The sequence below is a fragment of the Nocardia sp. alder85J genome (assembly GCF_020176955.2).
Classification (GTDB): Bacteria; Actinomycetota; Actinomycetes; order Mycobacteriales; family Mycobacteriaceae; genus Nocardia.
Genome location: NZ_JAIUCZ020000005.1, coordinates 137,368 through 152,859, shown reverse-complemented (window position 1 = coordinate 152,859; position 15,492 = coordinate 137,368). Strand labels below are relative to the sequence as shown.

Below are 15,492 nucleotides of genomic sequence, written 5' to 3'. Positions count from 1 at the left end.
TCGCGCGCTGTCGCGCCTCCAACCGAAGGATCCTGGCAAACATGTCGACATTTCTGCTGGTACACGGTGCCTGGCACAGTGGGCGGGTGTGGGAGCGGCTGGCGCCGCTGCTGGAGTCGGCGGGGCACCGTGTGCTCGCGCCGTCGCTCACCGGCTACGGTGACAAGGCGCATCTGCTCGGTCCCGAGGTGGGACTGGACACGCATGTCGACGACATCGTCACGCTGATCGAGCGGGAGGATGCCGGCGAGGTGGTGCTGGTGGGGCACAGTTACGCGGGGCTGGTCATCTCCTCGGTCGCCAATCGGGTTCCCGGCCGGATCGCCCATCTGGTCTATCTCGATGCGATGGTCCCCGAGGACGGTGAGACCGCGGTGGATGTCCTGCCTGTGACGCAGCACATGATCGACCTCGCCGCGAGTTCCGGTGCGGGCTGGCGCATTCCGCCGATGCCGGAACTGCCGGCGCCCTTCGGGCTGTTCGGGGTCACCGATCCGGTGGATGTGGAATGGCTGCGGGGGATGCTCTCGGATCAGCCGGTGCGCTGCCTTCAGCAATCGGTCCGGCTGGACAACCCGGCCGTGCAGGCGATCCCGCGCACCCACATTCACTGTGTCGGGGCAGCGCCGGAGGGTGTCACGCGGCGGCCTGTTCCGGCGGTGCAGCCCAACGGAACTCCGTCGCAGGTGTGGGAATTGCCCACCGGTCACGACTGCATGGTCACCATGCCCGTCGAACTCGGCGACATGCTGTTGCGGCTCGGTAGTAGTCGCGCACGGAATCTGGCCGGAGCCGCCTGCGCGCGGTAGCCACCGGCTCCCCGGTGGCAGGATGCCGGTGTGGGTGATTATTTCGAACGTATCGTCGACCTCGAGGTGGCCTCCGCCGAGGCGGGCGCGGTGGCCGAGCGCATGGTGGACTGGATGGTGTCGCGGGGATGGCTGCTCCGCGAGACTTCACGCGACTCGATGTACAGCCTCCAGGTCGACGAAGGCCATGTGCCGGGTCCCGATTGGATGCGGATCACCCAGGAGTGGGGCGACGACTGGATCCCCGGACCTGTCGCCGTCATCGTCGGCCGCCATGAACATCATGCCGGTCAGGGTGGGATCGAACCGTCCTCCGCGGTGTGCCCGCATTGCAGGTCCACCACCGTCGTCATCGACTACCCGCAGCGGTGGGAGGCCGATCCCGTTGTGTGGCAACCGTTCTCGGAGGCCATCGAGGCATGGAAGGATACCGGGGCCGGCTCGGCGATCTGCCCCTCCTGCACCACGTCGAGCCCGATCACCGCCTGGCACTGGGCGGACGATTTCGCCCTGGGCTGCCTCGCCTTCGACTTCTGGGGCTGGCCACCGCTCACCGAGGACTTCATCGCCGAGTTCGCCGGTCGGCTCGGGCATCGAATCGGGCACCACACGGGCAAGTTCTGAACCGGCGAGCGATTCACTGGTGTGCGAAGCGGAATCCCGTCGCCCGCAACCGCGCCGAGCTGATCGGTACCTCCGGGGATCCGATCTCGCCGCGGTAGGTCAGCGCGGGAAGTCCTGCCGCGGTGCAGATCTCGCCGAAAACCTGTTCGTTGGTCGGTGGCACCACCGCATCCGGGTAGGCGTTGTAGACGCCGGTGAGTTCGTGGGTGACCACGTGGTCCAGTGCCGCCGCGGCATCGCGGTAGTCGATCCGGTACAGCAGTGCCCGCGCCGCGAACGGCACACTGCCACCGAGCCTTTCGTGGGCGAAGCGGACCCGGGCGGGGTAGTCCATATCGCGCGGATGGCCGTAGACGTCGGGTATGCGTAGCACCGCGCCGCGCCCGGCGTTCAGCACGATCTGTTCGGCGGCAACGAAATTGCGGGGTGAGGCGTCCGGATCGTCGGTCGTCGGGGTGGACTCGTCGACCTCGGGGACGGCGGCCGCCCCGTACACCGAGCCGGAGCCGGCGAAGACCACCCGCTCGTGCAGATCCGCGGCCACGCGGGCGCTCGCCACCAGCGTGTCGGCGTATTCCGCGACCCGGGACGCCGCGTCGAACGCCCTGGTCAGCCGCGGGCTCACCGTCAGGACGACGGCGTCGGCGCCGTCCACCGCGCGGGCCACGGCGGTCCGGTTCGAGCCGCGGGTGACCACCACTTCCGTGCACACCCGGCGCAGCTCCGGAATTCGTTCCGGTGTGGTGGTCGTCCCGGTCACCACGTGCCCGGCCTCGGTCCAGCGCCGGGCCAGCTCCATGCCGACGTTGCCACAGCCGATGATCGCGTACCGCACGGAAACCTCCAGAGGGAAACGGTGTTTCCATTGTGTACCCGAGTCGCCCGGTCCGCGCGGTGAGCGACCGATCGACGTATCCTGACCCGCACGCAGCGGTGTGCCGACAGTGAGGCCGATTCATGATTCAGACCTTCGCGGTGAAGGACGGCTGGCCCGCGCTACGCGCCCGGTGGGCGGATCGTCTGCCCGGAGAAGACCTGGCACTGCTCGACGAGGTGGTGGAATTCGCCGGGCACAGCCACGCCGGTCAGCGCCGACCGGCCGGTGAACCGTACCTCGAGCACCTGCTCGAAGCCACGCGCGTGCTCGTCGAGGCCGTCGGGATCACCGATGTCGACATCCTGCGGGCCGCCGTGCTGCACGACGTGGTCGAGGACACCCCCTGTTCGCTCGACGAGGTCCGCGAGCGTTTCGGCGATCGGGTCGCGGCACTGGTCGATTGGGTCACCAAGCCGCCGCGCCCGGCGAGCCGCAGCCGCGAGGAGGCGCGCGGCGCCTACCTGGCCCGGCTGGCCGGTGCGCCGGACGACGCGATCCTGGTGAAGCTCGCGGACCGGTTGAGCAATGTCCAGCGCCTGGACACCCACCCCCGGCCCGCGAAACAGCGCGACTACTACAACGAGACCGTCCGCACCATAGTGCCACTGGCCCAACGACATCCGTGGTTCCGCGACTGGTACGGCGCCTGGCGGCACGAGTTCCGCCGACTTGCCGAGGAACCCTGATCGCCTGCCGCTCAGGAGATTCGGCTGCCCACCGATTGCGCGAGGAACGGCCAGGAGCGATGCAGTTCGTCCTCCCAGTACCCCCAGGAGTGGGTTCCCTCCAGCCGATCGTCCACTGTGACAGGGATGTTCAGAGCATGCAGGCGATCCTCCAGATTGACGGTGCAATAGTGCACGGCGGCCTCGATCGGCCCGCCGAAGGTGATCTGGATCGGCAGCGGGATCCGGCCCTCCTGCACCCGCCGGTCGGCCGGGGTGTCGTGGGGCGCGGCCGGTACGCCGTTGCCGGCGCTGAGATAGACGGTGGTGCCCCGTAGTTCGTCGGCGTGCAGCAGCGGGTCGTTGGCCCGCCAGGCCGGGCCGTCGGCGGGTCCCCACATGTTCTCGACACTGCGTGCGCCACCCCAGTTCTCGACGGTGAGGCGCACGAATTCGTGCCCGACCGGATCCGAGGTCTGGGCGCACCCGCTGTAGGAGGCCACACTGTTCCAGAAGCCGGGCTTGGCGATGGCGAGATTCAGTGCCGACGTGCCGCTCATCGAAACCCCGGCCAGGGCCCGCTTCCCGTCGGCGTGCAGGTACTCCTCGATGACCGGGGGCAGTTCGTCGTCGAGGAACGTCTGCCATTTGTTGCGGCCGAGCACGGGATCGTCGCGCTGCCAGTCGGTGTAGTACGAACTGCTGCCGCCGATCGGATTGACCACGTTGATGTCCTTGTCGCGCAGGAACTCCAGCGCGTCGGTCTGCGCGTCCCACCCGCTCTGGTTCGGCCCGCCCTGGGAACCGTTGAGCAGGTACAGCGTCGGCCGGGGCGCCGGGTCCGCGGCGTGCACGATCTGGATCGGGATCTCCTTCCCCATGGCCGGGGAGAAGACCGTGACCGTCTCCCGCCGATCACCGCCGGGGTCCGCCGACACGATCCGGGCCGGCTCCGGCGCGGCGGACGCGGGTGTGGCCGCCGCCGATCCGGCCGCGAGCAGGGCGCACACCACTCCCCAGTGCAGTATCGATCGCGGTGATCCCACAGTCGTTCCCTTCGGTCCGGTGTTGCCGATTCGCGGTGCTCTGAGGAGTTCGTGTTGCCCGCCCCGATGGTTTGGCCGTCCCGGCGACGGATTCCGGCGGATGTCAGCGCACGGTGATCGCGCGGCTGTGCCGGCCGGTGGCGCCGCTGGGGAAGGGCGGGGCCCGGCGCTCGGTCTGCCGGTCACCGGCGCCGTCGGTCGCTCTGACCTGAATGAGGTGGGTGCCAGGCGACTCCGGAGACCGGTTCCCGCGCCGCCGCCGGCCATGACCACGGCCATCGTGGCGAACAGGGCCTGTTCGTCGTGGCTGCCGAAGCGGCGGATCGCGGCGGTCTCCAGCGGACGCGGGCAATGCTCGATCACGGTGGCCGCGAGGGCCGAAAACAGTGATGCGGCACCGTCGATGACCGCGGCCACCAGTTCACCGACCCCCAGCACGAGGGCCGCGGCGAGGCGGCCGCCGCCGCGGCCCGCGCGCGACCGCGCTCCGGCCGCGCATCGACATCGGGCACAGCAGATGTCATCGGCACGGTCAGGCAGGCGGCATGAGTACGGTGTCGATCAGATAGACCGTGGCATTGGCGGTCTGCACACCCCCGCAGACGACCGAGGCGCCGCCGACGGTGATGTCGTCACCGTCGCGAGTCGCGGTGAGGTCCGCGCCCTCGACGGTCTTGTGCACACCGGCGATCCGGTCGGGTGCGATCCGGCCGGGCACGACGTGGTAGGTCAGGATCTTCGTCAGCGTCGCCGTGTCGGTCTTCAGCGCGTCGACCGTGGCGGCGGGGATCGCGGCGAATGCCGCGTCGACGGGTGCGAACACGGTGAACTGGCCGCCGTCGAGCGTATCCACCAGATCCACCTGCGGATTGAGCCGGCCGGACACCGCCGAGACCAGCGTCGTCAGCAGCGGATTGTGGGAGGCGGCCACCGCCACCGGATCCTGCGCCATTCCCGCGGCGGATCCGGCGCCGGTGGGCACCTGCTGCGCGTAGTTCTTGCAGCCGGGCCCGACCGGGGCCGCCATCGGCGCGGCCGCCGGCGTCGCGGCACGGGCGGACGAGGTGGCGACGGCCGCGGTGCCGGTCTTGTCCGCCGAACAGGCGGCCAGCGCCACCACGACGGTCGACAGGGCGAATGCCGCGGTCACGCGACGACGAACAGACGTCATGGTTGTCCTTGTCTCCGTAGGCAGGCGATCGCGGGACCGGACCGCCGGATATCCGACACTGCGTGCGCCGCGTCGCGAGCGCACCGGCCGGCGCGACGCACCGACCGGCCCCGGCGAACGCGGGCACGGAATGGACTTCGCACCGCACCGGGCCGCGGTTTGGTCGGCCGGAGGAAATCTCCGGCAACATCCGGGCGGGCTGTGGGTGTCGCCGCGCATTTCAGAGTTTCGTCACCGATGTCGCGGCCCGATCCGGGCTTCCTGCACCTAGCGTCGAACAGTGAGCGAACACCCGGTTCGCGTGGTCCGCGGGCGCGATGTCGCCCGGCCCGGGAAAGGAGATGTGGTCGCATGAATTCGACCGATCCGACGGTCGAGACGGCTGCCTCCGCGCATCCCGGCCGGAGCCCGCGCGGCCCCGAGGTCGCCGCCCGGGTCGGCATCGCCCTCGGCACCGCGATCCTGGTGTGCTTCGTGACGGGACTGCTCAGCCACTGGATCCAGCACCCGCCGACCTGGTTCCGCTGGCCGGTGCACCCGGTCTGGCTGTACCGGCTCACCCAGGGCGCCCATGTGGTGTCCGGAGTCGCCGCGGTGCCGTTGGTCCTGGTCAAGCTGTGGTCGGTGTACCCGCGGCTGTTCCAGAAGCTGAGGCCGCGCTCACCGCTGTGGTTCGCCGAGCGCGGCTCGATCGCCCTGCTGGTCGGGTCGGTGCTGTTCGAACTGTCCACCGGCCTGGCGAACATCGCCCAGTACTACCCCTGGAAGTTCTTCTTCCCCGCCGCCCACTACGCGATGGCCTATGTGGCGATCGGTGCGATGGCGGTGCACCTGGCGGTCAAACTGCCGGTGATCCGCGAGGCGCTCGCCCGCCCCGCCGATACCCCGCCCGATCCCGGCCCCGGCCGGGTACGGGTGTCGCGCCGCGCGGTCCTCGGCGCCGCCTGGGCCGGCGCCGCCGTGGCGGCCCTCTCGGTGGCCGGGCAGACCGTCCCCTTCCTGCGCTGGGCCGCGCTCCTCGCTCCTCGTTCCGGCCATGGCCCCCAAGGGGTTCCGGTCAACCGCACCGCCGCCGAAGCCGGAGTCGCCACCACGGCCGCCGCCCCCGGTTACCGCTTGGTCGTCGCCGCCGGAGACCGCTCCCGGGAATTCACCCGCGCCGAACTGACCGCCATGCCCCAGGCCGAGGCGAACCTGCCGATCGCGTGTGTCGAGGGCTGGTCCGCCGCCGCGCACTGGTCCGGGGTCCGGCTGCGCGATCTGCTCGATACCGTGGGATACCGCGGCGGCGACGTCCGCCTGACCTCCCTCGAACAATCCGGCCTCTACCGCGGCTCGGTGCTGCCCGCGCCCTTCGCCGCCGACCGTGACACCCTGATCGCCCTGGCCCTCAACGGCGAACCGCTCGACCTGGATCACGGCTACCCCTGCCGCCTCATCGCCCCGAACCGACCCGGCGTACTGCAAACGAAATGGCTGTCGCGGATCGAGGTGTCGGCATGACCACGGCCCTGCGCGCGATCCTGCTCGTCCTCGGCGTGGCCTCGGCCTGGTACGGCATCCACACGCTGCTCGGCTTCCCCACCACGGATCTGATCTCGGTCGTCGTGTGGTTCGCCGCCGCGATCCTGGTGCACGACGCCGTCTTCGCGCCACTGGTGGCTGCCGCCGGTGTCGGCGCCCGCCACCTGCTGCCGGTCACCTGGTGGGCACCCGCGGCGTGCGGCGCGGTGTGTACCGTCGCGCTGCTGGCGGTGTCGGTCCCGGTGATCGGCCGCCGTCATGCCCGCCCCGTGAACCCGACCGTCCTCGATCGCCCCTACCAGGCCGGGCTGATCGCGGCGATCCTGCTGATCTGGCTCCTCGTCGCACTCGTCGTGGTGGCGAACAGAATTCGCCTCCGTCGCATCACCTCGGCGGCGCTTTCCGATTCCGCAGCCACCGATTCCGACTGATCGGCCTTCGCAACGGTCCGGCTCGGCCCGAGGCGATCCGGCCTCGCGCCGGCGTGGGCATCCGTCAGCGGTGCGGGGCCGCCGACGGCCGCGCGTCCGCGGCGGCTGCATGGAATCGCTTGGTGCGTAGCTGATATCGGCGCTCGGCGTAGGCGAGGTCGTCGGTCCACAGCCGCAGCGCGGCCCGCCGCATGAGCGGTCGCAGCAGCGGCAGGGCACGGTGGGCGTGGCGGAATCCCGGCCGGGCCGAATCGGCGATCACCGCCTCGACCACGGTGGTGCGGGCGCGGCCGTCGGCGCCGATATCGGTGGGCGTGGCATGGGTTTCGACGATGCTGCCCGCGCCTTCGCCGGAGACGATGCGCATCACGATGGTGCGCGGATCGGGGCAGGTGAATTCGGCTTCGACCGGTACGCCGAGGTGGCGGGTGACCCGGAAGGTGACCGTGACCAGGAAGCGGTCGTCACCGGCGTCCGGGGTGCCGGTGACCTCGAGCCGGGTGAACGAGTAGGGATGGAACCAGGAACCGTGCCAGGGGTCGAGCCGATTGGCGATGATGTCGGCCGGTTCGCAGATTCCGGTGACCGTGGCGACCGCGTGCACCCGGGTGTCGGCGGGCCGCGGAGCGAGAATCGGTGTGTCGGTGGGGGTTTCCCGGCCGATCGCATCGAGCCGGACCCAGCACAGCACACCGTCGTCGTGGGCCGGGTACGGCGTCCAGCGCGGTGTGCAGCCACCGTCGAGCCGCAGGCCGTGCCAGCGGCACAGCAGCGCGCCCTCGTGCACCCGGCCGGTGGCCAGCTCGGCGCCCAGGTGGGGGCATGCCCCGGGCCCGGCGTGCACGCGGCCCCGGTCGTCCCGCCACGCGACGATCTCCAGGCCCGCGACGGTGGCGCCGAGAGGCCGTGCGCCGCCGATGTCCCGGCTGGCGGCCAGCACGTACCAGTTGCCCGACGGCCGCCGACCGGCCGCGTGCAGGGCGTCCTCGATCAGCCGGGGTCGCGCCTGCTCGTGGGTGGGCCGTTGCCGCGACCAGGACTGCGGTGAGATCGGCCGCAGCGGAATGGCTCTGCGCAACCGGTCCGGGATTCCTGTCATCGGTGTCGCTACGCCTTTCGTGTGGCCAGGCTGCGCAGCAGCCGTGAACGCCCGTGGGTCGGAACGGTGTGCAGTGCGTGCCCGGCGGCCCCCCAGCGAGCCAGCAGCGCATTGGCCGCGGCCCAGCCGGTGGTGGCGGCGCGTTCCATCAACGCGACCGGCAGATCGACCCGGATGCCGTCACCGGCCAGCACGAGATCCGGATCGGGTGTGCGGATTCCGGGCCGCAGCGCGAAATCGCCCGGCGCGAAACGCGGGCAGTCCTGCCGCCGGAGCGTGACCTCGCCGAGCACACCGGCCTGCGCGGTTTCGGGATAGAGCCGGTGCAGGCGATCCGTCAGCCGGGCTCGCGGATCGTCGTCGGAATCGAGTGCGTAGGCGTGCAATTCGACGACGCTGCCGCGGTGGCGCCGAGCCCAGTCGGCGGCGCCGCGCTCGTAGCGTTCCAGGACGCTCACATTGTCCAGCGGCGCCAGGCCGCCGGTGGCCAGGAAGGCCGGCCGGTCCGCGGCGACCGGTCGATCCAGCCACAGCCGGTGCACGAGAAATGCCGGGGCGGTACCCAATCCGGCGATCGCCGCCCGCCACGCCGGATCGCCGAGTGTGGGGGAGGCGCCGACGATGTCGCGCAGCCCGCCGATGTCGGTGGCGAGCACGACGGCGTCGACGTCCAGGGCGGCGCCGGTGTCGTCGCGGACCCGCAACCCCGCTGTCCGGCGCTGGATATCGGTGCAGCGCACGCCGGTTCGGACGGTGACGGCCCCGGGCATCGACGCGGCGGTGAGGTGTTCGCGCAGCGGCGTCCACAGCGCGGTGTCGAAATTGTCCTCGGCCACATCGAAGATCAGGCCCTCGCTGGAGCCCAGGAAGTAGATGTGGAACATGGCGGCCAGTTCCGCGGCCGACATGCGGTGGGGGAGTGCGAAGAAGCTGCGGGAGAACACCTCGAACGCCAGATGCCGGGCCGCCTCGGGGAATCGGACGGCCCGGAGGAAGGCGTCGGCGTCGAGATGGTCCAGGGCCGTGTAGATCTCGGGGATCGAGACCGCGGCCAGCGGGGCCGCGGCGCGCGGGTCGATGCGCGCCAGATCACGCAGCCGGAAGGTCGGGCTGCGCAGCGCGAAGGTGAGCGCGTTCCACGGTGGGGTGCGCGGCAGATGCCGGAAGCTGTCCCGGCGGCCCTGCGCGTCGACCAGCGGGTAGTCCGCCAGCGGCCGCAGCCGCTCCAGGCCGGGATCGCTGCGGGACAACAGTTTTCGCAGGTTGTAGTACTGCCGGAAGAAGGCGTGGAAACCGCGGTTCATCCCGACCGTGGTGCCGTCGCCGAGGCGTTCGGTCCAGCCGCCGACCCGGCCGCCGAGATGGTCCTCGCGTTCGAGGATCTCGACGGTCACGCCACGTTCGGCCAGTCCGGTCGCCGCGGCCAGCCCGGCGATCCCCGCGCCGATCACCGCCACCCGCGGCGCGCTCCCGCCGCCGCCGAGGTCGAGGACGCCGGGCCCGGCCGGGTGCAGCACCCGGCGCGGGTCGGTGCCGATGCCGGTCATCGCCGGCCGCCGTCGCGCCGCGCGGTGTGCTCCCAGACCAGCAGCACCAGCGTCACCAGTGCGAAGCCGAACAGGAAATCCTCGATCGGAATGCCCAGCGGCGCACGGACACCGAGGATGTGCGCGGGGTTGTAGACGACCGTCGGTGTGCTGCCGTGGGTGAGCCAGCCGTCGACCGGGATCTGGAAGGCGAACACGATCGCCAGGCACAGCCAGTACTCGGTGCGCCGGAACAGACCCGTACGCAGCCACCCGATCTCGGCCGCGCAGGTCGCGGCGGCGGCCAGCAGCGCGGGCCCGGTGTAGCCCAGCAGCAGCCCGCTCACACCGGCCTCCGGTCGCGGCGCAGCCGGGTGACCATGGCGCCGACCGCGTTGAAGGTCAGCAGCCCGCACACCGGGATCACCAGGAAGAACAGCACCTCCTCGATCGGCAGGCCACCGGGCACGGTGACGCCGAGCAGGAACCGCGGGTCGAAACGCCAGATCCCGTGCGCGGTCGCGAGCACGTCCCAGGCCACGAACCCGGCGGCGATCGGCGCGATCGCGGTGACGGTCCGGCGCGGATGCCGATAGACGCCGTCGCCGACCAGTTCCAGGGGTGCGGTCACCGCGAGACAGGCGGCGAGTATCGCGGCGTAGTGCCAGTGTCCCATCTCATACCTCCCCGGCCCGGGCGGGCCTGCGCGGGCCGCGCCAGCTCTGCCACAGTCCGGCCGCGCCCACCGCCGCCCGGCGCGGAATCCCCACGCGGGCACGGTGAACGAAGATGTCGAAGTCGAGATCCTCGATACGGTCCAGGATTTCGCCGTAGAGGGTGTGAGCCGCTGCCACGCACGGGCGTGAGCGCGGCTCGAGCAGATCGATACCGCGGCGGGCGTAGCGGTAGATCTCGCGGGTGCGCGCGTGCTGCGCGGCGAGGGCCCGGCGCACGCGCGGATCGGTGCGGCGGTGCGCCTGACACCAGTGCAGCAGTGCCCGATCCACGCCGTGCACCGCGAGTTCGTCGGCGGGCAGATACACCCGGTCGCGGGCCAGATCCTCGTCGACATCGCGCAGGAAGTTCGTCAGCTGGAACGCCTTGCCGAGCGCGGCCGCGTACGGGGCGGCCTCCTCGGCCGCGCCGACCGTGCCCAGCACCGGAAGTACCTGCAAGCCGATCACTTCCGCGGATCCGTGGATGTAGCGGTCGAGCGCGGCCCGGTCCGGATAGTCGGTCACGGTCAGGTCCATGCGCATGGAGGTCAGGAAGGATTCGAACAGGGCGCCGGGAATCCGGTAGTGGCGCATGGTGTGCAGCACCGCGGGCAGCACCGCGTCGCCGTCGGCGTCGGCGGCGTGGAACTGCCCGGCCAGCGCGTCGAGCCGCCGCTCGCGCTCGGCGGCGCCGAGGCCGGGATCGGTCTGGTCCAGGATGTCGTCGGCGCGGCGGGCGAAGCCGTACAGCGCGTGGATCGCCGGGCGCTGGTCGGCCGCCAGCAGCCGGGTGGCGAGGAAGAAGGTTCTGCCGTGCCGCGCGTTGAGCTCGCGGCAGGCCCGGTAGGACGCGCGCAGGCCGGTGTCGTGCCGGAGGTCGGCGGCGAAGGCGTTGTTCGACAAGGGACTCCGATCAGTGGACAGCGAAAGTTCGCAGGCGCGCCGCCGCGGCGGCGACCAGGCCGGGATAGGAAACGGACGCCGCCCCGACGCCGGTGATGCGGTCGGCGGCCAGCCGCCCGGAGACGAGCACCGGCGGAATACCCACTCCGGGAACGGTGGAACCGCCGGCCAGCACCACATTGTCCAGACCGCGGATCAGGTTGGCGGGCCGGAACGGCCCGGTCTGGGCGAAGGTGTGGGCCAGCGCGAACGGACTGCCGGCCAGCATGCCCTGGCGCGCCCAGTCGGCGGGGGTGGTCACCCGGAGCAGGTGCGCGTCCGGCAGTTCCGTGAGCCGGTCCCCGGCGGTGGCGAGCAACTCCCGCGCGTACGCCGGGCCGAAGCGATCCCAATTGATCCGTCCGCGTGCGAGATTCGGTACCGGGGCGAGCAGATACAGCAGTTCGCGTCCGGGCGGGGCGAGCGTGGGATCTCCGGCGGTGGGCCGGGTCACCAGCAGCGACGGGTCGCGCATCACCCGCCCGTGCACGGTGATGTCGCGGAACGTCTCCTCCCAGGCCCGCCCGAACAGCAGGGTGTGATGCCCCAGTTCGGGTGCGGCCGCGACGCCGAGGTGCAGCACCACCGCCGACGGCGCGGCCACCGGACCCAGCGGCCGCCGCGATCGATGCGACAGGAGCCGGTGGCTGTCGGCCAGTTCCGAGGTCAGCACGACCGCGTCGCAGGCGATCCGCTCCCCGGACGCGGTGACCACCGCGCGCACCCGGGATCCGACGCGGTCGGTACCGGTCACCGTGGTCGCGTAGCGCAGGCGCACACCCGCGGCTTCGGCGGCCGCGGCCAGCGCGTCCGGCAGCGCGCGCATCCCGCCGCGCGGGAAGTACACGCCCCCGATGGTGTCCATATAGGCGATGACGGCGTACGCGGCCAGTGCCCGCGCCGGGGTGACGCCGGCGTACAACGACTGAAAGGTGAACAGCCGCCGCAGCTCCGGATCGCCGATGTGGCGGGCCACGGCCCGGTCCCAGTGCCGGAACCCGCCGAGGGCGACCAGCCGGCCCAGCGCCGGGTTCAGCATCGACAGCGGCGAGTCGAAGTTGGCGGCGATGAAGCGGTCGAATTCGGCGTGGTACAGCCGGGTCAGCCAATCCCGCAGGCGCCGATAGCCGTCCGCCTGCGCGGGACCCGCGAAGTCGGCGACCGCGGCGGCCATCCGCTCGGTGTCGGTGTGCACCTCCAGCCACCGTCCGTCCGCGTAGCGGGCCCGGTAGGCGGGTTCGACGGGGTCGAGGATCAGCCGGTCCCGCATCCGTTCGCCGACCGCGGCGAAGACCTCCTCGATCAGGTCCGGCATGGTCAGCACGGTGGGTCCGGTGTCGAGCCGGTAGCCGTCGACATCCGCGCGCCCGGTCCGGCCACCGGGCACCGTATCGCGTTCCAGCACCGTGACCGTCCGGCCCCGGCCCGCCAGATGCAGCGCGGCCGACAGTCCGGCCAGCCCGGCCCCGACGACGACGATGTGGTCGCTGCGGCCACTGATCGTGCGCATCGCGCTCCTTCGTTCACGTGTCCCGGTGGGTGCAGATGTCGGCCATCCCGTCCAGCAGCCGCCGCTGACGCTCGGGCAGCGCCGCCGCGGTGATCCGCCGGGCCTCCACGACCCGGTCGGCGATCATCCGCTCGATGTGCTCACGGGCCCCCGTCGCCACGATCAGCTCGCGGAGATGTTCCACCGCAACCGCATCGATGTGCGGCGCCGACAGCAGCGCCTGCAACTCGCGGCGGGTGGCGGGGTCGGCCAGTTGCCCGGCGGCGACCACCACGGTCGTCGCCTTGTGCTGGGCCAGGTCGTTGTCGCTGGGTTTGCCGGTGACGGCGGCGGCGCCGAAGATGCCCAGCAGGTCGTCCCGCAGCTGGAACGCCTCCCCGACGACGCGGCCGTACAGACCCAGCGCCGCCAGCGTGCCGTCGTCGCAACCGGCCATGGCCGCACCCAGTTCCAGCGGCCGCCGCACCGTGTAGTTGCCCGATTTCGCCGCCGCGACGGTCAGCACCGTCTCCAGATCGGGTTCGGTGCGGGCGTCGTTGAGCAGATCCGCGAACTGCCCGAGCGCCAGCTCGACGCGCATCGCGTCGTAGCGCGGCCGCACCCGATGCAGGGCCTCGCGGCCGATCCCGCTGTCGCGCAACATCGTGTCCGCCCAGATCAGGCAGATATCGGCCAGCAACGTCGCCGCGGATTCGCCGAACCGGTCCGCGGAGCCGGGTAGCCGGGCCTCCCGATGCCGCCGGCCGAACCGGAGGTGAGCGGTCGGCTGGTTGCGACGGGTCTGCGCCTCGTCCATCACGTCGTCCTGGATCAGGGCGAACGCGTGCAGCAGTTCGAGGCTGCCCGCGGCGCGCAGTGCGGCCGGATCGGGTTCGGCGCCGCACAACCAGCCCAGATACATGAAGCCGGAGCGCAGGCACTTGCCGCCGCAGAGGTACTGCCGGGCGATGTCGTCGACGGCGATGCCGTGCACCGGCCCGATCCGGTTGCGATCCAGGAACGCTTCGAGCTCGCCGAGCACATCCGCCCGCACCGAGGCGCGCCAGGCGCCGAACGATGCGGCGGCGGCCGGCGGCAGGCCCGCGACGGGACCGGGCGATCGGTCGGATCCGGACGCGACGACGCTCACAGGAACTCCTCGGTCGAGCGAAACGGCGAATCATCGTGCGATACCGCGGTCACCGGCCGTGGACCGAGACCTGCATACTCGGCCAGCGTCTGTTCGATCGCATCGTACGGACGGGTGGCGGCGATAGCCCCCGCAACACGCGCGGCGGCCTGCCGATAGGACGGCGTGGTGAGCACCCTGTCGACCGCGGCGGCCACCTGTCGCCCGGTCGGCCGGGCCGTGCGCAGGTCGACCCCCACCCCGAAATGCGCCACTCGCGCGGCCACCTCCGGCTTGTCGGCGCAGCCGCCGGCCACCACCAGCGGCACCCCGTGCGCCAGGGCCGCGTGCACCCCGCCGTAGCCCCCGTTGGTGACCATCACGTCCACCGTGGGCAGCAGTCCGGCATACGAACAGAAATCGACGACCCGGGCATTGCCGGGGGTGCCGATCGGCAACCGCTGCGCCCGCCCGGTGGTCGCGATCACCTCGAGGTCACCGCGGTCGGCCAGCCCCGCCAGCGTGGGCACGATCAGCTGGCCGGGATCGCCGTTGTTCCAGGTGCCCTGCGTGACATGCACCCGAATCCGGCGCTCCCGCACCGGGACCGGCTCCCAGTCGGCCATCCCGTCGTCGACGGGCAGCGGCCCGGTGAACACCACCGAGTCCGGCAGATCGCGGCGCCGATATTCGAAGGCGGGCACGGTCAGTTGCAGCAGCCGGTCGGCCAGCAGCGGCCAGTCGGTGAGGAAAACCGGTGCGGCCGCGACGCCGGCGGCCCGCAAGGCCGCGTCCAGCCGGATCCGCACCTCGCGCAACAACACCCGATGGGTGAACCAGGTCATGCGCGAATACCGCGCCCCCGCCCGCGGCCGCCACCCGGCCCCGAACGGCGCGGTGTCCCGGCTCGACACCGTGAGCGGCCCGACCCCGCACACCAGCACCGCCGGCCGCGGCCGGCCCGCCAGCAGCAACGGCAGCGCACCGGTGAAGGCCAGATCGACCAGCACCGCCGCCGCGGCCTCCCGCTCGAGTTCGGTTCGCAGCGCGGCATACTGCGCGACCAGCGGCGCCACGAACACCGACAGCAACTCCGCCCGCCCGGTCCGCCACCGCTGCACGAGCCCCGGCCGGGTATCCGGCGACCCGCTCGCCGCGACCCCACCGGGCAATGTCACCGCCCGCATCCCGCGCGCGACCGCGAGCGCACCGAATTCCGCCCCGGTGAGCAGCCGCACATCGTGCCCGCGCCGGACCAGTTCCGCGCCGATGCCGAGCATCGGCAGCGCATGACCGGGGATCGGACTGGCAGCGAGCAGATATCGAGCCATGCGGGCGGCGGTCCTTCCTGGGCGACACCGCCACTCTACCCCAATCGATGCAGAAACGATGCACGACCGCCGCGTCGCCGGCAGCGCGAATTCCGCGTGGCAGCGGCACTAGG

The 15,492-nt window shown here is 71.7% G+C and carries 16 protein-coding genes; 5 read left to right on the top strand and 11 right to left on the bottom strand.

Annotated elements, in window-relative coordinates; translation table 11 throughout:
* Positions 1 to 41: 41 nt before the first annotated feature.
* Together LBW94_RS20440 and LBW94_RS20435 are read left to right on the top strand one after the other, a co-directional pair.
* Positions 42 to 809, top strand: coding sequence for an alpha/beta fold hydrolase (locus LBW94_RS20440; protein ID WP_225062116.1), 768 nt, complete (start codon positions 42 to 44; stop codon positions 807 to 809).
* 30 nt (positions 810 to 839) lie between these two features.
* Positions 840 to 1,433 (top strand): hypothetical protein, encoded by a 594-nt coding sequence (locus LBW94_RS20435; protein ID WP_225062115.1) that lies wholly within the window; start codon positions 840 to 842, stop codon positions 1,431 to 1,433.
* 13 nt (positions 1,434 to 1,446) lie between these two features.
* Here LBW94_RS20435 and LBW94_RS20430 read toward each other — a convergent pair whose 3' ends face one another.
* Entirely contained in the window at positions 1,447 to 2,268 is an 822-nt protein-coding gene (locus tag LBW94_RS20430) for an NAD(P)-binding domain-containing protein (RefSeq protein WP_225062114.1), read from the bottom strand.
* A gap of 122 nt (positions 2,269 to 2,390) precedes the next feature.
* Here LBW94_RS20430 and LBW94_RS20425 point away from each other — a divergent pair, with 122 nt between their 5' ends.
* On the top strand, positions 2,391 to 2,996 hold the full coding sequence (locus LBW94_RS20425) for an HD domain-containing protein (RefSeq protein WP_225062113.1): 606 nt from the start codon (positions 2,391 to 2,393) through the stop codon (positions 2,994 to 2,996).
* Between the two features lie 11 nt (positions 2,997 to 3,007).
* On the opposite strand, the gene LBW94_RS20420 is transcribed toward LBW94_RS20425, so the two are convergent.
* Together LBW94_RS20420 and LBW94_RS20415 are read right to left on the bottom strand one after the other, a co-directional pair.
* The gene (locus LBW94_RS20420) at positions 3,008 to 4,021 is read right to left on the bottom strand and encodes an alpha/beta hydrolase (protein WP_225062112.1); all 1,014 of its coding nucleotides are present in this window, start codon (positions 4,019 to 4,021) and stop codon (positions 3,008 to 3,010) included.
* Between the two features lie 532 nt (positions 4,022 to 4,553).
* Positions 4,554 to 5,192: a fasciclin domain-containing protein gene (locus LBW94_RS20415; protein ID WP_225062111.1), complete on the bottom strand. Its 639-nt coding sequence runs from the start codon at positions 5,190 to 5,192 to the stop codon at positions 4,554 to 4,556.
* A gap of 351 nt (positions 5,193 to 5,543) precedes the next feature.
* On the opposite strand from LBW94_RS20415, the gene LBW94_RS20410 reads away from it, so the two are divergent.
* A complete protein-coding gene (locus LBW94_RS20410) occupies positions 5,544 to 6,695 on the top strand; it encodes a molybdopterin-dependent oxidoreductase (RefSeq protein WP_225062110.1) in 1,152 nt (383 codons plus the stop codon).
* Positions 6,692 to 7,147 carry a hypothetical protein gene (locus tag LBW94_RS20405; RefSeq protein WP_225062109.1) on the top strand — a complete coding sequence of 152 codons (456 nt, stop codon included), beginning with the start codon at positions 6,692 to 6,694 and terminating at the stop codon, positions 7,145 to 7,147. Before LBW94_RS20410 ends, LBW94_RS20405 begins: the two co-directional genes overlap by 4 nt.
* Before the next feature lie 64 nt (positions 7,148 to 7,211).
* On the opposite strand, the gene LBW94_RS20400 is transcribed toward LBW94_RS20405, so the two are convergent.
* Genes LBW94_RS20400 through LBW94_RS20365 form a run of 8 tightly spaced genes read right to left on the bottom strand, consistent with a single transcriptional unit; the run spans position 7,212 to position 15,379 of the window.
* On the bottom strand, positions 7,212 to 8,246 hold the full coding sequence (locus tag LBW94_RS20400; protein WP_225062108.1) for a DUF5914 domain-containing protein: 1,035 nt from the start codon (positions 8,244 to 8,246) through the stop codon (positions 7,212 to 7,214).
* 8 nt (positions 8,247 to 8,254) lie between these two features.
* A complete protein-coding gene (locus LBW94_RS20395) occupies positions 8,255 to 9,793 on the bottom strand; it encodes an FAD-dependent oxidoreductase (protein WP_225062107.1) in 1,539 nt (512 codons plus the stop codon).
* The gene (locus LBW94_RS20390) at positions 9,790 to 10,119 is read right to left on the bottom strand and encodes a lycopene cyclase domain-containing protein (RefSeq protein WP_225062106.1); all 330 of its coding nucleotides are present in this window, start codon (positions 10,117 to 10,119) and stop codon (positions 9,790 to 9,792) included. The genes LBW94_RS20395 and LBW94_RS20390 overlap by 4 nt, the downstream gene beginning before the upstream one ends.
* Positions 10,116 to 10,448, bottom strand: coding sequence for a lycopene cyclase domain-containing protein (locus tag LBW94_RS20385; RefSeq protein ID WP_225062105.1), 333 nt, complete (start codon positions 10,446 to 10,448; stop codon positions 10,116 to 10,118). The genes LBW94_RS20390 and LBW94_RS20385 overlap by 4 nt, the downstream gene beginning before the upstream one ends.
* A 1-nt stretch (position 10,449) precedes the next feature.
* Positions 10,450 to 11,391, bottom strand: coding sequence for a phytoene/squalene synthase family protein (locus tag LBW94_RS20380; RefSeq protein WP_225062104.1), 942 nt, complete (start codon positions 11,389 to 11,391; stop codon positions 10,450 to 10,452).
* A gap of 10 nt (positions 11,392 to 11,401) precedes the next feature.
* A complete protein-coding gene (gene crtI, locus LBW94_RS20375) occupies positions 11,402 to 12,940 on the bottom strand; it encodes a phytoene desaturase family protein (RefSeq protein ID WP_225062103.1) in 1,539 nt (512 codons plus the stop codon).
* 13 nt (positions 12,941 to 12,953) lie between these two features.
* Entirely contained in the window at positions 12,954 to 14,018 is a 1,065-nt protein-coding gene (locus LBW94_RS20370) for a polyprenyl synthetase family protein (RefSeq protein ID WP_225062144.1), read from the bottom strand.
* A 47-nt stretch (positions 14,019 to 14,065) separates the two neighbouring features.
* Positions 14,066 to 15,379, bottom strand: a complete 1,314-nt coding sequence (locus tag LBW94_RS20365; protein ID WP_225062102.1) for a glycosyltransferase — start codon at positions 15,377 to 15,379, stop codon at positions 14,066 to 14,068.
* Positions 15,380 to 15,492: the final 113 nt, after the last annotated feature.

Bases quoted from the DNA above. Each gene is read 5' to 3' on its own strand.
- LBW94_RS20440 (WP_225062116.1), top strand. From the start codon at position 42: ATGTCGACATTTCTGCTGGTACACGGTGCCTGGCACAGTGGGCGGGTG.
- LBW94_RS20425 (WP_225062113.1), top strand. From the start codon at position 2,391: ATGATTCAGACCTTCGCGGTGAAGGACGGCTGGCCCGCGCTACGCGCC.
- LBW94_RS20415 (WP_225062111.1), bottom strand. From the start codon at position 5,192: ATGACGTCTGTTCGTCGTCGCGTGACCGCGGCATTCGCCCTGTCGACC.
- LBW94_RS20410 (WP_225062110.1), top strand. From the start codon at position 5,544: ATGAATTCGACCGATCCGACGGTCGAGACGGCTGCCTCCGCGCATCCC.
- LBW94_RS20405 (WP_225062109.1), top strand. From the start codon at position 6,692: ATGACCACGGCCCTGCGCGCGATCCTGCTCGTCCTCGGCGTGGCCTCG.
- LBW94_RS20400 (WP_225062108.1), bottom strand. From the start codon at position 8,246: ATGACAGGAATCCCGGACCGGTTGCGCAGAGCCATTCCGCTGCGGCCG.
- LBW94_RS20395 (WP_225062107.1), bottom strand. From the start codon at position 9,793: ATGACCGGCATCGGCACCGACCCGCGCCGGGTGCTGCACCCGGCCGGG.
- LBW94_RS20385 (WP_225062105.1), bottom strand. From the start codon at position 10,448: ATGGGACACTGGCACTACGCCGCGATACTCGCCGCCTGTCTCGCGGTG.
- crtI (WP_225062103.1), bottom strand. From the start codon at position 12,940: ATGCGCACGATCAGTGGCCGCAGCGACCACATCGTCGTCGTCGGGGCC.
- LBW94_RS20365 (WP_225062102.1), bottom strand. From the start codon at position 15,379: ATGGCTCGATATCTGCTCGCTGCCAGTCCGATCCCCGGTCATGCGCTG.